This is a genomic window from Hydrogenispora ethanolica (assembly GCF_004340685.1).
GTDB classification, from domain to species: domain Bacteria; phylum Bacillota; class UBA4882; order UBA8346; family UBA8346; genus Hydrogenispora; species Hydrogenispora ethanolica.
Genome location: NZ_SLUN01000016.1, coordinates 71,084 through 90,260 on the forward strand (window position 1 = coordinate 71,084; position 19,177 = coordinate 90,260).

Genomic DNA, 19,177 nt, shown 5'->3' on the forward strand with positions numbered 1-19,177 from the left:
ATATGTCATCCGGGAAACCGGCAGCCGTCATCAGCTGCCGCTGACCCGTTTCAAATCGCTCTTATTGGCCTCGAAAGCCAGCATGAAGGCTTCCTCGGGGCTGACGCCCGAGGCCTGCAGATCGTGCAACGCCTGCAACACCCGCTGATAATCGCGGGGGATCACCCGCACGAAACGCGGCAGGTACTCCGGCCAATGGGCCAGAATGCGCCGGGCCCGCTCGCTTCCGGTAAAGGCGGCGTGCCGCTCGACGAGCGTCTTGACCTCCTGAATCTCGGCCGCGTCGGCCAGAGACTGCAGGTCGACCATCTCCGGATTGCAGCGGTGCTTGAAATCGCCGCTCTCATCCAGCACATAGGCGACTCCGCCGGACATTCCGGCGGCGAAGTTCCGGCCCGTCGGCCCCAGGATGACCACCCGGCCGCCGGTCATATACTCGCAGCCGTGGTCGCCGACGCCCTCGACCACCGCCTTGACGCCGCTGTTCCGGACGCAGAAGCGCTCGCCCGCCAGGCCGCGGATGTAGGCTTCGCCGCTGGTGGCGCCGTAAAAGGCCACGTTGCCGATGATGATGTTCTCCTCCGGCCGGAACGACGCCGCCGCGGGCGGCTGAACGATGATCTTGCCGCCGGACAATCCCTTGCCCAGATAATCATTGGCGTCGCCCGTCAGATTCAGGGTCACGCCGGGCGGCACGAAGGCCCCGAAGCTCTGGCCGGCCGAACCTTCGAGCCGCAGCCGGATGGTGTCTTCGGGCAATCCCTTGGCGCCGAAGCGCTGGGTGATCTCGCTCCCCAGCATGGTGCCGACCACCCGGTTGGTATTGCGGATCGCCACGGCCACTTCGACCGGAGTGCCGTCCTGCAATGCCGGAGCGCACTTCTCCAGCAGCGTCCGGTGGTCCAGCGCCTGGTCCAGCTGGTGGTTCTGACTGATCTGGCAGTAGCGGCCCACCTCCGGCCCGACCTCCGGCTGGTACAGGATATTGGTGAAATCGAGATACTTGGCTTTCCAGTGCTTGATGTCCCGTTTCGGTTGCAATTTATCGGTCCGGCCGATCATCTCGTCGATGGTCCGGAAACCGAGCTCGGCCATAATCTCCCGCAGGTCCTGGGCGATGAAACGCATCAGGTTCACCACGTACTCGGGACGGCCCTTGAATTTCTTGCGCAGTTCGGGATTCTGGGTGGCGACCCCGACCGGGCAGGTATCCAGGTTGCAGACCCGCATCATCACGCAGCCCATGGCGACCAGCGGCAGCGTGGCGAAGCCGAACTCCTCCGCGCCCAACAGCGCGGCGATGGCCACGTCGCGGCCGTTCATCAGCTTGCCGTCGGCCTCCAGCACCACCCGGCTGCGCAGGTTGTTTAGGAGCAAGGTCTGATGGGTCTCGGCCAGGCCCAGCTCCCAGGGGAGGCCGGCATGGCGGATGCTGGTCCGGGGCGAAGCGCCGGTCCCGCCGTCGTAACCGCTGATCAGGATGAGATCGGCCCGGCCCTTGGCCACCCCGGCGGCCACGGTGCCGACGCCGACTTCCGAGACCAGCTTGACGCTGATCCGGGCCTGGCGGTTGGCATTCTTCAGGTCATGGATCAATTCGGCCAGATCCTCGATGGAATAGATATCGTGGTGCGGAGGCGGCGAGATCAGGCCCACGCCCGGCGTGGAGTGGCGGGTCTTGGCCACCCAAGGGTAGACCTTTCTCCCCGGCAGCTGGCCGCCTTCGCCCGGCTTGGCTCCTTGGGCCATCTTGATCTGAATCTCCCGGGCGTTGACCAGATACTCGCTGGTCACGCCGAACCGTCCCGAAGCCACCTGCTTGATGGCGCTGCAGCGCGAATCGCCGTTGGCCTCCGGCTGGAAACGGGCCGGATCCTCGCCGCCCTCGCCGGTATTGCTCTTGCCGCCGAGGCGGTTCATGGCCACGGCCAGGCATTCGTGAGCCTCCTGGCTGATGGAGCCGTAAGACATGGCGCCGGTCTTAAAACGACGGCAGATGGCGTCCACCGACTCCACTTCCTCCAAGGGAATCGGCTGGCGGTCCTTGAATTCCAGCAGCCCCCGCAGGGTGCTCTGCTGCCCGGATTCGCCGCTGATCAGCGTCGCATACTGTTTATATAAAGAATAATCCTCGTTCCAACAGGCTTGCTGCAAGGTGTGAATGGTCTCCGGATTGTACAGGTGATACTCGCCGTCCTTGCGCCATTGATAGACCCCGCCGCTCTCCAGCGTCGCCGGTCCGGCCTGGCGTTCGCCGAAGGCCTCTTCGTGCCGGAGCAGCGCTTCCCGGGCGATGATGTCCAGGCCGATGCCGCCGACCCGCGATGGCGTCCAGGAGAAATAGCGGTCGATGACCGTCTGATTCAAGCCGACCGCCTCGAAGATCTGAGCTCCCTGATAGCTCTGGATGGTGGAGATCCCCATCTTCGACAGGACTTTGACGATCCCCTTGACCACCGCCTTGATGTAGTTCTTAACCGCTTTGGCCTGGTCGATTCCGGAGAGCAGCTCCTCCCGGATCAATTGGTCGACCGTCTCAAAGGCCAGATAAGGATTGATCGCCGAAGCGCCGTACCCCAGGAGCAGGGCGAAATGGTGCACCTCGCGCGGCTCCCCGGACTCGACCACCAGACTGACCTGCGTCCGGACCTGTTCCCGGATGAGATGGTGATGCAGGCCGGCCACGGCCAGCAGCGCCGGAATCGGCGCCAGCTCCCGGTCGACGCCCCGGTCGGACAGGATCAGGATGTTGGCTCCGGCCGCGATCTGGCGGCTGGCCTCCTGGCAAAGCCGGTCGAGCGCCCTCTCCAGGCCGGACCCGCCCTCGCTCGCCGGGAAGAGCATCGGCAGGGTGACCGCCTTGAAGTCGGGCCCGTCGAGATGAGCCAACCGCGCCAGCTCGCCATTGGTCAGGATCGGGATCTCCAGCTTGATCTGGTGGCAGCTCTGGGGCTGCGGGTCCAGAATATTCCCTTCCGACCCGAGATAGCTCTCGGTGCCGGTGACGATCTCCTCGCGCAACGCGTCGATGGGCGGGTTGGTAACCTGCGCGAAGAGCTGTTTGAAGTAATTATAGAGCAGTTGGGGCTGGTCCGACAGGACCGCCAACGGAATATCGGTGCCCATGGCGCCGGTGGGTTCCACCGCGTCCTGAGCCATCGGAGCCAGGATCTTGCGCAGCTCCTCGTAGGTATAACCGAAACCGCGCTGCCGCCGGAGCAAAGCCGCATGATCCAGCTTGATCGAGGCGGGCGCTTCCGGCAAGTCGGCCAGGCTGAGCAGATAACGGTCGAGCCATTCCTGGTACGGCAGGGCCTGGGCCAGGCTCTGTTTTAATTCCTCGTCGGCGATGATCCGCCCGGCCCCAGTATCAATGAGCAACATCCGGCCCGGCTGCAGCCGGCCCTTGTAGGCGATCTCCTGCGGCGGCAGATCGACCACTCCGACCTCGGAGGCCAGGATGACCAGGTCGTTCTTGGTCACGTAATAACGAGCCGGCCGTAGGCCGTTCCGGTCGAGCACCGCGCCGACGATCTTACCGTCGGAGAAGGCCATCGCCGCCGGTCCATCCCAGGGTTCCATCAGGCAGCTGTGGTATTCGTAGAAGGCCCGTTTGGCGGGGTCCATGCTCTCATGCTTGGACCAGGGCTCGGGAATCATCATCATCATGGCGTGCGGCAACGAACGGCCGGAGAGCATCAGAAACTCCAGACACTCGTCGAACATCGAAGAGTCGCTGCCGTCGGGGCTGATCACCGGACGCACCTTGTCGATATCCGGGCCGAACAGGGTCGACTGGAACATCGATTCCCGGGCGTGCATCCAGTTGATGTTGCCGCGCAGGGTATTGATCTCGCCGTTGTGAATCAGGTAGCGGTTGGGATGGGCCCGCTCCCAGCTGGGGAAGGTGTTGGTGCTGAAACGCGAATGGACCACCGCCAACGCGCTCTCCACCGCCGGATCCGAAAGATCCGGGAAGAAGGCGATCACCTGCTCCGGAGTGAGCATTCCCTTATAAACGATGGTGCGCGCGGAAAGACTGGCCACATAGAAAAAATGACCGCCATTCATACCTGAATAGCGGATCGCTTTTTCCGCACGCTTGCGGATCACATATAATTTCCGTTCAAATGACAGATCGTCACGCTGGTCCGAGCCACGCTGGATGAAAACCTGTCGAATGCAAGGCTGGCAGACCCGGGCGGAACTGCCCAAGGTAGCGCCGTCGGTGGGCACAGTCCTCCAGCCCAACAGCTGCTGGCCCTCCTCCGCCACCAATTCATTGAATAATTGCTCGCAAGCCTGGCGCGCCTCCGCATCCGGCGGCAAAAAGACCATTCCCACGGCGTACGCTTGCGGTTCGGGCAGTTCGAACCCCAGCCCGGCACAGGCGTTCCGCAAAAAGCGGTGCGGGATCTGCAATAAAATACCGGCGCCATCACCGGTATTGGGTTCGGCGCCCCGGGCACCGCGATGATCCAAATTACAAAGGACCGTCAAGCCTTGCTGGACGATCTGATGGGACTGGAGGCCTTTGATGTTGACCACGAAGCCGATGCCACAGGCATCATGCTCGTGTTGCGGGTCGTAAAGACCCTGTCTCTGAGGAATTCCGTCTCGTTTCATTTCCGTTCAACCTTTCTACTCAAGACAATTTATGACCCGGACGGGTCACAATACTATGCCGCGACCTTCCGGCCATCCGGCGGCGAACGTCGTTGCATAGCTCAAAAATATAACATTGATTTCCGTATTGCGGAAATGATTTCCGCATTTCAGGATAGTTACTTAAAATTTTATAATCTGAACCCTTGAGTGTCAATATGTTTGACAAAAAATACAATATACAACGTTTCCTTACCAAGGGTCATCAACGGCATAATGCCTGCGAAGACTGATTTTTTATGAATCCCGCGACTTTCGGGAACTCACAATTCCCAGTAATATTTATTCATTGGAGAGTTTTAGAAGCCATGTGATAAAGTCCTCAAATTCGGAAATCACTCTTTCAAAGGATTAAAAATCGACTTTATCACTTGCTTCTCTGAGCTTTTGTGTTCACCCTGGCCTTCGGACAGGGTTTATCACAACGCTTTTAGAAGGGCGCCACCAGGGCGGACGAGACCAGCGTGGCATAATCGGCCCGGGCGTGTTCGATGACCTGCCGGGCTTCGGCGGCGTCATAAACATCGGAGATCTCAATGTGCCGCGGCGCGACGAGGGAATCTTCGGGGGATTCCTTGTAGGTAAGGAAGTAGTGTTTCAACCGTTCCAGCAATCCGCGCGGGACCTGGCCCAGATTGGTGCATTCCCCGAAGACCGAGTCCTGGAGCAGGACCGCGATGATTTTATCGTCGACCTCGGAGCGGTCGAAGAGGCGGAATCCGCCGATCGGCCGGGCCGAGACCAGAATGCCGCTGCGGTTGATGGTGCTCTCGGTCAGCACGCAAATATCCAACGGATCCCGGTCGCCGCGTTCCACCGGGCGGCCGCATCGGGCCGCGGCGAATTGGGCCACCGCCTGATCGCAGTAAGTGCGGGGGACGAACCCGTAAAGCGTCGGGCAGAGGCTGGAGTATTTGTGGGGCCGGTCCAGTTTCAGATGGCCGGAATCCTTATCAATCTCATATTTGACAGTATCGAAGGGAACGGTCTCAATGAAGGCGTTGACGATCTCCGGGGCGTATTCTCCGGCGGAGATCCCATGCCAGGGATGGGCTTGAACGAGCGATCCGGCTCCAGCGAGATTCATCTTGGTCCTCCTCGGATTAATCTCCCTGTTAGTTTTCAGCCTCGACCGTCCGGCTATACATCTCATTCCGCCCCCGGCTTGAATAATCGATAAAAAAAGCCCGGTGATTCGGGAAAGCAATAGCGTACCCAAACCAACCGGGCAAAAAGAAGCGCGTGCTTATGGAGCGAAGCTTTATTTTACCTTGAAGACCATCTGGGTCGGGCTGACGAACTTCAGCGCCACAATCAGGCAGGCCAATGCAGTGGTGAAATAAACGACCGCCATGGCGTCGATGGCCTGGGCGGGCCGGGCCCCGGCCGCGTAGGCGTCGGCGTACAGGGCGACGATCAGCGTCTGTGACTTGCCCCCGGCCACCAGGTAGGTCAATTCGAACATCGAGATGGTTTTGACCACCGACAAAATCCCGGCGGTGAGGATCCCCGGCATGGTCAGCGGCACCAGAATTTTGAAAAAAGTCTGCAACTTGCTGGCGCCGAGCATCTTGGCGGCCGCTTCCAGATTGACCCCGATCTGTTCGATGAAGGGAGTCAAAATCAGGATCATAAAGGGCACGATCGGCACCAGGTTGGCCAGTACCACGCCGCTGACCCGGCTGGCCAGGTGAAACTTATAGAGCACGGTGGCCAAGGGAATACCGTAAGCCATCGGCGGGACGATCATCGGTAACAGAAACAGCGACATCAGAAAGCCCTTCAGCTTAAAGTTGTAGCGGGCCAAAGCATAGGCCGCCGGATAGGCGATGAGCAAGGAGATCAGGACCACCACGATGGTCACCGTAAAAGTGACGCTCAACAGATTGGGTATATCATGGTCGGTCATGACGTACTGATACCATTCGAAGGTGTAGATTTTGGGGAGAAATCCCGAATACCAGCGTTTGCTGACGGAGTTGAGGATAACCGTCAGTAAAATCCCGCAAATATTCAGGCTATAAATAAGGATCGCAATCATAAAGACGATCTTGGAGATACTCCATTTCTTTTGCAAGGTCATGCCCCCACTTTCTCACATCACAATTTCAGCCTTTGCCGCCGCTAATGGAGGCGCTCTTGAAGACCCGGGACCGCCAGAAAAGCACCAGCATCACGACGAATAATTCGATCGCGGCCATGATCATGGAGACCGCGGAGCCCATATTGAAATCGAATTTCTCGAAGGCCCACTGGAAAGCGGCGATCGAGATCACCCGGGTCGGTCCCGAAGGCTGCCCCAACAAGACCGCCGAGGGAAAGACCGAGAAAGCCATCACAAAGTTCAGGCAGAAAGCGATGGCGATCCCCGGCACCAGCAACGGAAAGAGGATCCTCCGGAAGGTCTGCCAGCGGCTGGCGCCCAGAATCTTGGCGGCCTTCTCCAGGTCGGGATTGATCCCCGAGATATAGCCGAGCAGCATGAGGAAGGCAAAGGGAAACCCCTGAATGATCAGGGAGATCATGACGCCGAGATAATTATGGGTGAACTGGAACGGCGCGCCCCGTTTCACCAGGTGCAGCGCCATCAGGAGCTGATTCAGCCAGCCGTTGGGCCCCATGTAGGTGAGCATTCCTTCGGCCACCAGCACGGTTCCCAGGGTGATCGGCACAATCAGGAAGAAGGTGATCAGCTTCTCCCCCTTCATGCCGTGGCGCATGAAATAAGCGAAGGGTATCGCCAGGATCACATTGAGCAAGGTCGCCGGCAGCGCCAGTCCCAGGGTAACCCCGATGGTCCGGGCTTCCCACTGGTCGGTGAAGAACTTCAGATAATTATCCAGGGTGAAAGCGCCGTCGGCATCGGTCAGGCTCAGATAGAAGCCGTGAAAGAACGGATAGATAAACAGCGCGATAATGAAGACGATCGCCGGCAGCAACGTCAAAAAGAGGGCCCGATCCCACTTGTTCGTATTATTCATGGCGGCTAACCTTCTTTCGTAAAGACCTGAATCTTTTCGGGCGCGATCGTCAGCCGGATCGTCTCGCCCTGGTCCACCCGGGCCTCCGGCCGTAGATCGATCCGGACGCCATTGGTAAAGCTGGCCGCCACCTGGCTGGTCTGGCCCAGGTATTCGACCACGTCGACCTGGCATTCCTGCTGGTTGGGGCCGTTTTCGCCCAGGGCGATGTCCTCGGGCCGGATGGCCGTGTAGACGGGTTGCCGCTTTTGGAAGGCCGCCATCAGGCCGGCCCGTTTGGCCTGGGCCGCCTCCGGCCCTAGCCGCGATGCCAGTTTGACGCCTTGGACGTTGAGCCGGACTTCCAGCTCCGCGCCGCCCTCGGTGATCGTTTCGATCTCGGCCGGCCAAATATTGCGGAAGCCCATGAAGTCGGCGACGAACAGGTTGGCCGGCTGCGAGTAGACCTCCTCCGGCGTGCCCACCTGCTGGATATGGCCGCTTTTCATCACCACGATCCGGTCGGAGAGCGCCAAGGCTTCCTGTTGATCGTGGGTGACATAGATGGAGCTGATCTGGAGCCGGTTATGGATGGACTTGATCTCGTAGCGCATATCGATCCGCAGCTTGGCGTCGAGGTTGGACAGGGGTTCATCCAGCATCAGCAGGCGCGGCTCCATCACGATGCAGCGGGCGATGGCCACCCGTTGCTGCTCTCCCCCGGACATCTGGTTGGGGAATTTCTCCTCGTACCCTTCGAGGTGGACCATTTTCAACACGCTCTTGACCCGTTCCCGGATCACCTGCTTGTCGAGTTTCTTCAGTTCCAAGCCGAAAGCGATGTTATTGAAGACCGTCAGATGCGGGAAGAGCGCGTAGTTCTGAAAGACCATCCCAAATTCGCGTTTTTCCGGCGGCACGCTGTGCACCCCGTCATCGATGCATTCGTCGTCGATGAACATCGCGCCGCTAGTGATGGGGATGAGGCCGGCGATGCAATTCAGCGCGGTCGACTTGCCGCAGCCCGACGGTCCCAGGAAGGTGATGAACTGGCCTTTCTCCAGCGTCAGATTGAAATTATTCAGCGCTTGCTTGGGGCCGAATGACTTGCAGACATTTTTGATGGTAAAGGTTTTAAAATCCCTCATATGCTTATCACCGTCACCGTTCTTTTTCATTTTGTTGCCGCATTTTGCGAAAGCCTTGACGGATTTGGAGCGAAAAGCGCGAACAAAGCCGTTTATGCTTTCGCAAAATGCTATTACGATGAAGAGACGTCTGGCAACGTCTCTTCACCGCATTACCCGTGGCAGGACTTACTTTTTAATCTTGGAGCCGACCAGGCGGTCCCACATGTCCATCGCTTCCACCATCGGTTTGGAATCCAGTTGCGTGGCGGACGGGAAGGATTTGATGGCCTTCTCATACTCGGGCCGCATGGCCGCCTTCACCTTGTCCTGGCTCTCCTTGGGGGCCATGTTGATGGTGACGCCCTTGATGGCCGGACCGGGATAGAAGTAGCCGCTGTCATAGGTGACGGCTTGATTCTGGGGTTTCATCAGGAAGGCCATCAATTCCAGGGTGGCCTTCTTGCGGGCGTCGTCGAGCCCTTTCGGGATGCACATGAAGTGGGCGTCCGTCACCCAGGTGGTCTTCTTTAGGAAGAAGCCCTTGTAGGTCTGGGGAATGACTTCGAGGATCCGTTGGTTCATGTCCCAGCCCAGGTGGCTGGCGACCATCCAGCGGGTGCCCTCGCCCAACTCTTTGAAGGTGATGGCGGTTCCGGTCGGATAATAATCGATGTATTGATCCAGTTCCTTCAGGAACTTCCAGGTCTTATCCCAGGTCTTGGGGTCTTTTGGATTCTTGTCGCCCAGAATGTAAGGGAGCCCTTGCAGGAAGGCGCGGCCCGGGCCGGAGTTGGCCGGCCTGGCGTAGAAGAATTTGCCGGGGTTGGCTTTGCACCATTCCAGCAATTCCTGGGGCGTGGTCGGAACCTTCTTCACTTTGTCCGGGTTATAGGTGAACATCGGGCCGCCGGGGCAGTACACATAGGTGATGCCGAACCCTTCGAACAAGTCGTAGGCTTGTTTGGCGCCCGGCAGATAATTTTTCTCCAGGTTCGGGAAGTACTCTTTATAGGCGGGCATCAATTTCTCCCACAGCTTCATCTCGACTCCGGAAGCCATCGCGTCGTAACCGGTCAGCACCAGAGTGGTGTCGAGGTTGCCGGCGAGTTGCTGGGCCTTGATCTTGGCCGGCAGCTCGGGAGCGGTCGCCTTGATAAACTCAATGTCCGAAACCAGTTGGGGATTGAGCGCCTTAAAGGCGTCGATGGCCGGCTTGGAAAGCTGCAGGTTGCCGGCAACGTCGATGATGCTCAGCTTGACCGGTTTCTCGGCGCCGAAGCCCACCGAGAAGATGCTGAACACGGTCACGATCACCAAAAAGAGGCTTAGAAACTTCAATCTTTTCACTTGGACTACCTCCCCTTATTTTTATAGAAGCTCGCGCTTCTTTCCATGAGTTAAAAATACCAGGAGCGGCGGACTCTTACCTCTATACAAAGTTGTCAATTATAGCACAATCTTGTAATGGAAACGAAATGAAACCGTAACTCATTTTTAAAAAGGAGAAATGCGCCGAAAGCTGCGGGCGGGATCGGAGTAGCGCGCGGCGGAGCTGGAAACGCCGCCGCAAGAGGGTGAAAAGGCACGGGAAGGGCCGCCGGCCGGTTTGGCGGAACCGTCAGAGCGTTCTCCAGGCCGTCCAAACCCTTCAGAAGGTCTGCCGGAAACTTTAGCGGAAGCTCCCTCCCCTGGGGCGGGACCGCAAAAGGAAGGAGCGGAACCGCCAAGCGGCGGAGCCGGGTTGCCGGCGGGCGGCGCGGCCCGGCGGGACGATTCGGCGGAGGTTACCTGCGATGGGGCTGGCTTAATGCCCCAGCGGATTGGCCTTGTACTCGGTCGGCGTCATGCCGCAGCTCTTCTTGAAGACCCGGGCGAAATAGTTGGGGTCGCGGTAGCCCACTTGGAAACAGGCGTCCTTGACGCTGCTCAAGGGGTCGGCCAGGATCAGCTTGGCCTGTTGGATGCGGAGGGCGGTCAGATAGTCCAGAAAGGTGGCTCCCAATTCCTTCTTAAAAAGCTTGCTGAGGTAAAAGGGGCTGATCCGGATGGCCTCGGCTACCTCCTCCAGGGAGATCTCCTTGCTGAAATGCTCCTCCAGGTAAGCGACGGCCCGGGCCAGCAGGGCATTGGCGCGCGAGATTTTGAGCCGGTTGATCTCGCCGATCTTGGCCATCAGGAACTGTTTGGCAAAAGCCTTGACCTCCCTGCCGCTCTCCTGGAGGAAGAGATCCCGGCGCAGCGCCACGGGGTCCGCCCCGAACTCGTTCAGATTGGCGTTGAGCCCGGCCTCGCGAAGCAGCGCCAGCAGCAGCTGGTAGCTGCGCTCCTTCAGTGCGTCGAGGCCGGCGCCGTCCAGGGAAAACCACTCCAGAATCTCCTCCAACAGTCGCAGCGCGGCTTCGGAATCGCCCTGGATCAGCTGCTCGCAGAGGGACCGTTCCTTATTAAAGGGATAGGCCTGGCCGGCTTCGCCCTTGTGAATGTCGCCGTAGCTGTTCAGCGCGCCCGGCGCCGGTTCGTAGCGCAGCGCGAATTTGGCCTGCAGGAAGGAGGCGTAGATGCCCGCGCTGTCGCTGCAGAGATTGCCGATGCCCACGTTGACGGTGAGCTCCAGTTCCAGTTCGAGCGTTTCCTTGATGGCCGAGAGCAGCTCGACTCCGGCGAGCCGGGCTCCGTATTCGTCGAGCCCCGGGTCGAGCAGGAGCAGCAGGTCGATCTCCTGCCCCACCAAGCCGGTCAGGCAGTCGTAGCCCCGGTCGGCCAGGATGAGCTTGACCCGCTCCAAGGCGGTCTTGCGCCGGAGGGTCCACTCGATCCCCGCCCCTCCGCCCGGGGCACGGCCGTCGTCCAGAGCCAGCACGGCGAAGACGAAGGAATGGCTTTGCAGGTTGACCAGGCTGAAATACTCCCGGATCAGTTCCTCTTCGGCCTCGCCGCGGACGATCAGCAGCAGCAGCTCTTCCTTTAAAAACTGCGTCACTTGGCGCAGCCGCTCCGCCATCTCCTCCTCCTGGCGCTGGCGGGTCCGGTGATCGTCGATGATGCCGGTCACTTTGCGCAGCACCGCCACGATCTCGTCGGCCGGCGCCGGCTTGGTGATGTATTCGTCGGCCCGCAGCGAAACGGCGTCTTTGGCGTAATGGAAGTGGTGATAGGCGGAGATCACGATCAGCCGGCACTCCGGCAGCTCGGTCCGGATCCGGGCCGCCGCCTCCAGGCCGTTCAGGCCGGGCATCTTGATATCGAAGAAGATGACGTCGGGCCGGAATTCGAAGGCCTGCTTGACCGCTTCCCGGCCGTTGGCCGCCTCGCGCATCTCAAACACCGCGCCGAAATGCTCCCGCACGATAAAGCGGATGGCCTCCCGCTCCAGCGGCTCGTCATCGGCGATCAACAGTTTATACATGCTGGGGCCTCCATTCGTCGCAATCTCAGGATGACCACGGTTCCCAGGTCCGGTTTGCTCCAGATGCGGAAGGCCCCCGCTTCCTTGCTGAAAAGCTCGATCCGCTCCTTCACGTTATTCAGGCCGATGCCGGTGGTATGCCCCTGGTGGCGGCCGGCCTCCCCTTCGCCGGTCAGGAGCTGGCGCAGCTTCGCGGGGGGAATGCCGGTGCCGTCATCGATGACCTTGATCAGGGTGACGCCGTCGCCCGCCGTGATCTTGACCCGTACCGCGCCGCCCCGCTCCTTGGGCTCCAGTCCGTGCACAATGGCGTTTTCGACCAGCGGCTGCAGGGTGAGGCGGGGGATGGTCACTTGGGCGATGTCGGCCCGGCAGACCAGGCTGAATTGGATCCGGTCGCCGAACCGGGTCTGCTGAATATTCAGATACTCCCGGACGATGGCCAGTTCCTCACCGAGCGGCACCTCCCGGTTGGCATGGCCCAGATTGTAGCGGAAGATCCGGGCCAAGGCCTCGATGAGCTCGGTGGTCTTGCGGGCCCGCTCGAACATGGCCAGCCGCATGATGGCGTTGAGCGTGTTGAAGAGGAAATGCGGGTTGATCTGGGACTGCAGGGCCAGGAACTTGGCCTCGGTCAACTGGTCGGAGATCTTGAGGTTCTTATACTCCTCTTCGTGCAGCTTCCGCTCCAGATCGGATTTGGAGGTGATCTCCTGGATCATCTGCTCGATGCTCTGGGCCATCTTGTTGAAGGCGACGGCCAGGATGTTGATGTCCTCCGAGAAGTCGAGCGGCAGTTTTTCGGTCTTGAAATTGCCTTTGGCGATATTGCTGGAGAAGTGGGCCAGCTTCCGCAGGGGCTCGGTAATGCTGCGCGAGAGGATCAGCACGCCGAGCAGGCTGAAGACGGTGATGCCGATCACCGAGCCCAGATTGAGCAGACGGATGAAGCCCACCCGCTGATTCAGCCGCTGGTGGTACCATTCTCCCTCGGTCAGCTTGGTGTCCAGCAATTGCTTGATGTAGCTCTCCAGATAGGTGGAGATGCTCTTGAGCGCCGCGTACTCGCTGGAAAAATCGGCGCTGCCCGGCTCGGCCTCCAGCAGCTGGGCCGCTTTCTCATCGTAAGCGGCGAGGCTGTTCCGGATCGACTTGCTCCAGAGGTATGTCTCCAGCGTGGCATTTTTGCTGTCGATCTCCAGGGCCAGGCGGTCCACCCGGCGCCGGTAGTCCAGAAAAGCATCCTTGGCGGCGCGGTCCCGGGTGGTGATATACTCCTCCAGATAGTTCCGGCCCTGAACCAATTGCATCGATAAGCTGTTCACCCGGGTATAATCCCTGAGCATCGCGTTGAACTCATCCATCGCGATGTACGCCCGGTAGTAGAAGTACAAATTCACCAGGCTGGTCATGACGATCAACGCGGTCATGAAAATGATCAGTTTGGTCCGGATCGATAGCTTTCTGACTTTATCCCGCCAATTCCCGCCCGCCATGCTCTCCTCCCGGAGCTTATCCGCCTCCGTCCCGCTCATTCGGTGGCGCGGATCCGCTCGATCAAGCGTTTATATTCCCGACCATGGACCAGATATAGAGGTTCCACCGCTTTTTTGAACTTTTCCTTCTCGGCATCGGCCAGGTGAATTACGATCCCGCCCTTGCGGCGGACCTCCGCTTCCAGGTCGGCCTCCATGGCCGCCGAAGCCCGCCATTCCTTTTTCACCGAATCCCGGGCCGCGGCCCGGATCAGCGCTTGGTCGGCTTTACTCAGCCGCTCAAAGGCGGTCTTGTTGGCCATCAGCACTTCCGGCGTGCGGGTATGCGTATCCACGATATAATACTTGGCCAGCTGATAATGGCGGCCCGCGTAATAACTGGCCCAATTGTTCTCGGCCCCGTCCACCTTTCCCAGCAGGAGCGCGTTATAGACCTCGCTGAAAGAGATCGGCACCGGCTCGGCCCCCAGGGACCGAATCAGGTCCATATACAGCTTGCTCGGTTGCACCCGAATCCGCAAGCCGCGCATGTCGGCCACGGTGCGTACCGGCTTCTTTGTATAAAAGCTGCGGGCGGCCGAAGTATAGTAGGTCAGACCCACCAGATTCTTCTCGGCCAAACCCGCCAGCAATTCATCGCCGATCGGGCCGTAGAGCACTTTCCACAGGTGGTCGGCGTCCTTAAACAAATAGGGCAGAGACAGGACGCTCATCGGCCGGTAGACCAGGACCGCCCCATTGAGCCGGGCGAATTCGACCCCTCCGAATTGAACCTGTTCCATCACCGAAGTTTCATCGCCCAACTTGGCCCCGTAAGTGACCATGATCTTGATCCGGCCCCGGCTCCGTTCCTCCACCAAACGGGCAAACTCAAAATCGCCGATGGTGGCCGGGTAATCGGCAGGCATCGCCTCGGCCAGGCGGAAGACCCATTGGCCCGGGCCCGGCCGGGCGGACGGCCCGGCCGCAGCTGCTTGGTCATGCCCGGCGGCGCGGGAAGGCCCTCCGATCCTGCAGCCGGAGCCGAACCCTAATACCAGCGCCAACAGCAGCGGCAGCAGTCTTCGTGCGGAAAAGAGCACCGGCCTCACTCCGTTTTTAACAAGATTGTAAAGATCTATTCATCTATTAGCGACATTGACCCCGATTCCTTCCGCAGCCGTTAAAAAAAAACGGAATTATCCTGGCAGTTTCTGGAGGATTCTTTGGACAAAAAACAAGACTCTGACTGATTTCAGTTCAGAGCCTCGTTAGGTTTTCCGCAATCAAACGCCCCGGGACGGAATTAAGGCCGCATCAACTGCCAGGCCTTATCCGGACTAAGCCGCTCTTCGCTATAGAGCAGATCGACCCGGCGGTTGTATGCCCAGGCGTCCGGATCATGGCCGGTCCGGGCCGGCTGGGCTTCGCCGAAAGGATACCCGATCAGCCGGGTCCGGACGATTCCTTGGCGGATCAAATAACGTTTGACCGCTTCGATCCGGGCCGCCGCCAGCTGCTGATTGTATCGCCGGTCGCCGCGTTCATCGGTATGACCGCCCAGAATCAGATAGCCTTGCGAATGCTGCCGCAGAAAAGCGGCGGCTTCTTCCAGGGCCGGCAGCTGATCGGCACGAAGCACCGTCTTGTTCAAGGCGAAAAAGACCGGTTTGAAGAGACGGTTGGCCGGCGAAGCAGCTCTTTCTTCCGTGCCGGGCGTCCCGGCCCCCGGCGACTCCGACGGTTCCGATTCTCCCTCCGCCCCATCGGCGGTCAGGGAAGGCGTTTGGCTCGCCGGTTCCGGCGCCGGATCCCGCAATTCAGGAATGCTTAAACTGGGTCTGACCGCAAAAGCCCCCCGGAATACGCTCTGCTGTCCGTCGTCCCCAACGACCTTCAGATCGTAAACTCCGGCCTCCAGCCCGATCAGATCAAACCGGCAAGTCAGAAGCGTGTCGGAGAGAACATGGACTTGGGCCGCGCCTCGGCTGGCCACGCCGTTCTCCAGGGTTACCGCAGTGCCGGGACGAAACCCCGCGCCAATCAGGGTAACCCCCACGGCGCTCTCGCCGGAACTCTCGCGTGGCGCCACCCCCGCCAGGCCGAGGGTGGGATTGGTAATGACAAAACCCCGCCGGATCAAGGTGGCGCGGCGGAATTTTATAAACAGAAACCGGTAATGATTGACGATTTCGACGTCCCAAGCGCCAATCGCTTTCTCGCGCAAGTCCAGAATGCCGATGATCTGGTCGCGTGCGGGACGCCGGAGACCCGTGGCCACGATATCGGGCTGGCCCTCCTTGAGCAACCGGATCTCCACTTCGGTCCCGAGCTTTTTGGCGTTGACCGCCAACTCGATCTGCGTATTGCTCCTGCCCTCGAAAGTAGAGAGCATGACCTCCTGCGGCCGGGACCAAAAGCCCTGGGCGGGCCGGCTGATGCCGCCGCTGATCAGGATGGCCAGGATGAACAGCGAAAGCAGCTTCTTTCTCATCCCATCGACTCCTTTGCAACATTTTCCTCTCCCTTTCATTATTGCCAGCAATACCAGATCTTATAAATAAAAAATCCTTTGGTTGCCCAAAGGAAAAACGAAGAACCGGCGAAACCGCCGGTTCCCTGCGATACTATGAACATCTGGAATCCCGTTCTCCATTCCATCCCGCAGTTGAGGATCGGAAATTCTGCGGGAATGGGTAAACTCCGATTTTCTAACGGTAGCTATTCCACCAAATGGAATTATCGCCAAAACCTTTTACTACCAGGTAGAGGTCGTCGCGATATACTGCCAAACTGGGATTGGCACTCGTCAAGCCATTGCCCGGCAATTCCGACCAGCCGCTGAAACTGCCCTCTCCCTGGCGGGTATTGGCCCAGAGACGGTTATCGGTGCCCCGGACGACTATCCAGAGCCGGCCTTGGAAGCTCGCCAGACTCGGCCCGGAGGTAGTCAATCCGCCGCCGGGCGCTTCATACCAGTCGTCCCAGCCCCGTCCGGCGAGGGTTCGAAGATAAATCTTGTTGTCTGTGCCCCGGACGGCCAGATAAAGCCGGCCTTGGTGAACCGTTGCCGCAGGCTCGGAACTGGTTTTGCCGCCGATGTTGGTCCAGCCGCGCCAGTTGCCGCGAACCATCTGATTGACGTAGACGCCGTCGTCAGTGCCCCGCACAATGGCGTAAAGACTGCCATTATAAGAGACCAGTGCGCCGCCGGATGGGGTCGCTCCGCCGATGCCGGTCCAGTCACGCCAGGATCCGTTGTAACGGGCTACATAGAGGCCATTATCGGTTCCGCGCACCAATGCGTATAAAGAACCCTCGTGTTTCTCCAAAGCCGGACTACCGGTCGTCGCTCCGCCAATCTCACGCCAGCCGGGGCCCAGCCCGGTCTTTACGAAAATACCATTGTTGGTGCCGCGAACCATGGTAAAGAGTTGGCCATTGTATTCGATGGACGCCGCTCCCGAAGGCGTTTCACCGTCGGGGAACCGTTGCCAGCCTTGCCAGCTCTGGTGCCGGTCGCGGTCGGGAGATCCCGGACGATCCGGGCCTGGTCTCCAAGGGTCGGGGCGCGGTCCGGGTCCAGGATTGGGCCAATGGCCGGGATCCGGTCGGGGTCCGGGGCCGGGCCGGTTCCATACCGGTTTGCGCCAGGCGGAGCCGGAGAACTGATTCACATAGATGCGGTTATCCGTCCCTCGCACCATCAGATACAACTGATCGTCAAACGAAACGATGCCCGGGGCCGAAGGGGTGGCGCCGCCGATGGCCGACCAGCCGGACCAGCCGTTGCGGGAGCGGGAATTGAAGTAAATCCCGTTGTCGGTGCCCCGCACCACCATATATAAACGGTCCCGATACTCGGCGAAAACCGGTGTATCCGGGGTCCGTCCGCCGCCCGGCACTTCACGCCAGGGGCTGCGCCGGAAGGAGCCCGACGGGTCGCTACTGATCATGATTCGGTTATCCGAGCTACGCACCGCGATTAAGAGTTCGTTTTGAAAGACTCCGATAAATGGAGCAGAAGGGGTCGCGATTCCAAGATTCTGCCAATTACCCCAGCGGCCGTTTTCCGTGACTGAATTGAGATAGGCCCGGCCGTCGGAACCGCGGACCACCACGTAAACCCGTCCCCGGTAGACGACAGCCGAAGGCTCGGAGCTGATCCGCAACCGATTGTCCTGCCAAAAGAATTGAAAGTCCCCGTCATCGATGTTGAGCCTAATGCGGGGCCCGGAACCCCCGGAGATGGTCGAATAAAGCCTCCCGTCGGAGCTGCGGATAAAAGCCTGCAGCCGGCCGCCGAAGGAGACCAGCGCCGGTCCGCCTACACAACGAAGGCCGTAATTTTTCCAATTGTTCCATTCGCCGAACCGATTCATGCCGGCGATATAAATATTGGAATCGGTGCCCGTGACGCCGGCCATGACCCGGTCTCCGTACACCGTCAGCCAGGGACGGGAAAAGGTCTGTCCGGAGATGGCTTCCCACTCATCCCAAGAGGGCGCGGCGGTTACCCCCTTCCATCCCACTAAGCCAATCAGGAAAGCGCAACAAATCATCGCGAAGACCAGAGCCGTTTTCCGTTGCCAACTATTCATTGGCGACACTCCTTTCTTCTATGGGTTTTTTAGAGCTCTTGACCAGTTAGACGCAGTTCGTTCCCCAAAGGTTCCCTCGAAAGCCAAAAAACGTTATCCCGAATCATAATAATACTACGCACCCGGAAAGAATCCTTTGAATTCGATATGATAAAAAAACACCCGCCAAGCGGGTGTTAGCCTTAATGTGAAGCAGAGAGCCGGAGCTTCAGTTGATTCTCTGATCCACCCGGGCGGACTGCTCCGGTTCCGTCCGCTCCTGCTCGGTAAAATCGGCCATCAAGTTCTTGATATGCTGGTATTGTTTGATAGCCGCCACCGTATTGACGCGGCGGTTGATGGCATCCACCAGCGGATCGTTCTGCATCACCATTGTTTACTCCGATCCCGTTCCAAAATTATTGGACCGCAATTAACCCTTTCTATCAGCCAATCCCCCGGGCAAAAACCCGGCTACCTACTATATAACAAGTATCGGAAGTGGCCGGCCAAAAGTTATAGGAGAATAGTCCTATTTTCCATCCCGTGAAAGCTTATCTCGTCCGTTACCAAAAGAACCGTGCGGTTGAGCCTGGGTATTAGTTCCAACGGATTTTTGAGGCGGGGCGGGCAAAATAACGGACGGAGGTGATAAGGGTGAAAAAGAAGATTGCGGTGGAGTCCCAACTCTCCAATATCAGCGAATATCTGACCCATCAGGGCTACGATGTGCTGAATTTTCAGCACAACCGGGAGGCCGGCGCCCAATTCGCCAATGTCGCAGCGGTGGTGACTTCGGGAATGGATGAGAACTTCCTGGGAATGCATGACATCAAGACCCAGGCCCCGGTCATCGACGCCAGCGGGCTCTCGCCTCAGCAGATCAAGGAGATGCTCGATGAACGCGCCTTGGAGACGGAGTCATCCCTGTAACCTCTGTGGTTTCACACTGGTAAAAACT

At 59.3% G+C, this 19,177-nt stretch carries 13 protein-coding genes; 1 reads left to right on the top strand and 12 read right to left on the bottom strand.

The genetic code is table 11. From position 1 onward, the window contains the following. Nucleotides 1-30 precede the first annotated feature (30 nt). The 12 genes from gltB to EDC14_RS26820 form a co-directional block, all read right to left on the bottom strand. Entirely contained in the window at nt 31-4,626 is a 4,596-nt protein-coding gene (gene gltB, locus EDC14_RS13820) for a glutamate synthase large subunit (protein WP_132014895.1), read from the bottom strand. Nucleotides 4,627-5,095: 469 nt separating this feature from the next. Next, a complete protein-coding gene (locus EDC14_RS13825) occupies nt 5,096-5,752 on the bottom strand; it encodes an inorganic pyrophosphatase (protein WP_132014896.1) in 657 nt (218 codons plus the stop codon). 174 nt (nt 5,753-5,926) lie between these two features. Beyond that, on the bottom strand, nt 5,927-6,748 hold the full coding sequence (locus EDC14_RS13830) for an ABC transporter permease (protein WP_132014897.1): 822 nt from the start codon (nt 6,746-6,748) through the stop codon (nt 5,927-5,929). Nucleotides 6,749-6,773: 25 nt separating this feature from the next. After that, entirely contained in the window at nt 6,774-7,646 is an 873-nt protein-coding gene (locus EDC14_RS13835) for an ABC transporter permease (protein ID WP_132014898.1), read from the bottom strand. A 5-nt stretch (nt 7,647-7,651) separates the two neighbouring features. Beyond that, on the bottom strand, nt 7,652-8,773 hold the full coding sequence (locus EDC14_RS13840; protein ID WP_132014899.1) for an ABC transporter ATP-binding protein: 1,122 nt from the start codon (nt 8,771-8,773) through the stop codon (nt 7,652-7,654). 168 nt (nt 8,774-8,941) lie between these two features. Further along, entirely contained in the window at nt 8,942-10,102 is a 1,161-nt protein-coding gene (locus tag EDC14_RS13845; protein WP_132014900.1) for an ABC transporter substrate-binding protein, read from the bottom strand. Nucleotides 10,103-10,559: 457 nt separating this feature from the next. After that, complete coding sequence (locus tag EDC14_RS13850; protein ID WP_132014901.1) at nt 10,560-12,161, bottom strand: response regulator transcription factor; 1,602 nt, start codon at nt 12,159-12,161, stop codon at nt 10,560-10,562. Beyond that, a complete protein-coding gene (locus EDC14_RS13855) occupies nt 12,146-13,696 on the bottom strand; it encodes a sensor histidine kinase (RefSeq protein ID WP_132014902.1) in 1,551 nt (516 codons plus the stop codon). Before EDC14_RS13855 ends, EDC14_RS13850 begins: the two co-directional genes overlap by 16 nt. After that, nucleotides 13,693-14,739 (bottom strand): TRAP transporter substrate-binding protein, encoded by a 1,047-nt coding sequence (locus EDC14_RS13860; RefSeq protein ID WP_132014903.1) that lies wholly within the window; start codon nt 14,737-14,739, stop codon nt 13,693-13,695. Before EDC14_RS13860 ends, EDC14_RS13855 begins: the two co-directional genes overlap by 4 nt. 203 nt (nt 14,740-14,942) lie before the next feature. After that, on the bottom strand, nt 14,943-16,130 hold the full coding sequence (locus EDC14_RS13865; protein ID WP_165908014.1) for an OmpA family protein: 1,188 nt from the start codon (nt 16,128-16,130) through the stop codon (nt 14,943-14,945). A gap of 217 nt (nt 16,131-16,347) precedes the next feature. Continuing rightward, nucleotides 16,348-18,237, bottom strand: coding sequence for a DUF8189 domain-containing protein (locus tag EDC14_RS13870; protein ID WP_132014905.1), 1,890 nt, complete (start codon nt 18,235-18,237; stop codon nt 16,348-16,350). Nucleotides 18,238-18,445: 208 nt separating this feature from the next. Further along, nucleotides 18,446-18,607 (bottom strand): hypothetical protein, encoded by a 162-nt coding sequence (locus tag EDC14_RS26820; protein WP_207930749.1) that lies wholly within the window; start codon nt 18,605-18,607, stop codon nt 18,446-18,448. Between the two features lie 266 nt (nt 18,608-18,873). Between EDC14_RS26820 and EDC14_RS13875 the strand changes: the two genes are divergently transcribed. Continuing rightward, entirely contained in the window at nt 18,874-19,149 is a 276-nt protein-coding gene (locus tag EDC14_RS13875; RefSeq protein ID WP_165908016.1) for a YkuS family protein, read from the top strand. Nucleotides 19,150-19,177: the final 28 nt, after the last annotated feature.

What these genes read in the sequence shown, in the direction of transcription:
- gltB (WP_132014895.1), bottom strand. Translation starts at nt 4,626, where the DNA reads ATGAAACGAGACGGAATTCCTCAGAGACAGGGTCTTTACGACCCGCAA.
- EDC14_RS13825 (WP_132014896.1), bottom strand. Translation starts at nt 5,752, where the DNA reads ATGAATCTCGCTGGAGCCGGATCGCTCGTTCAAGCCCATCCCTGGCAT.
- EDC14_RS13830 (WP_132014897.1), bottom strand. Translation starts at nt 6,748, where the DNA reads ATGACCTTGCAAAAGAAATGGAGTATCTCCAAGATCGTCTTTATGATT.
- EDC14_RS13835 (WP_132014898.1), bottom strand. Translation starts at nt 7,646, where the DNA reads ATGAATAATACGAACAAGTGGGATCGGGCCCTCTTTTTGACGTTGCTG.
- EDC14_RS13840 (WP_132014899.1), bottom strand. Translation starts at nt 8,773, where the DNA reads ATGAGGGATTTTAAAACCTTTACCATCAAAAATGTCTGCAAGTCATTC.
- EDC14_RS13850 (WP_132014901.1), bottom strand. Translation starts at nt 12,161, where the DNA reads ATGTATAAACTGTTGATCGCCGATGACGAGCCGCTGGAGCGGGAGGCC.
- EDC14_RS13855 (WP_132014902.1), bottom strand. Translation starts at nt 13,696, where the DNA reads ATGAGCGGGACGGAGGCGGATAAGCTCCGGGAGGAGAGCATGGCGGGC.
- EDC14_RS13865 (WP_165908014.1), bottom strand. Translation starts at nt 16,130, where the DNA reads ATGAGAAAGAAGCTGCTTTCGCTGTTCATCCTGGCCATCCTGATCAGC.
- EDC14_RS13870 (WP_132014905.1), bottom strand. Translation starts at nt 18,237, where the DNA reads ATGAATAGTTGGCAACGGAAAACGGCTCTGGTCTTCGCGATGATTTGT.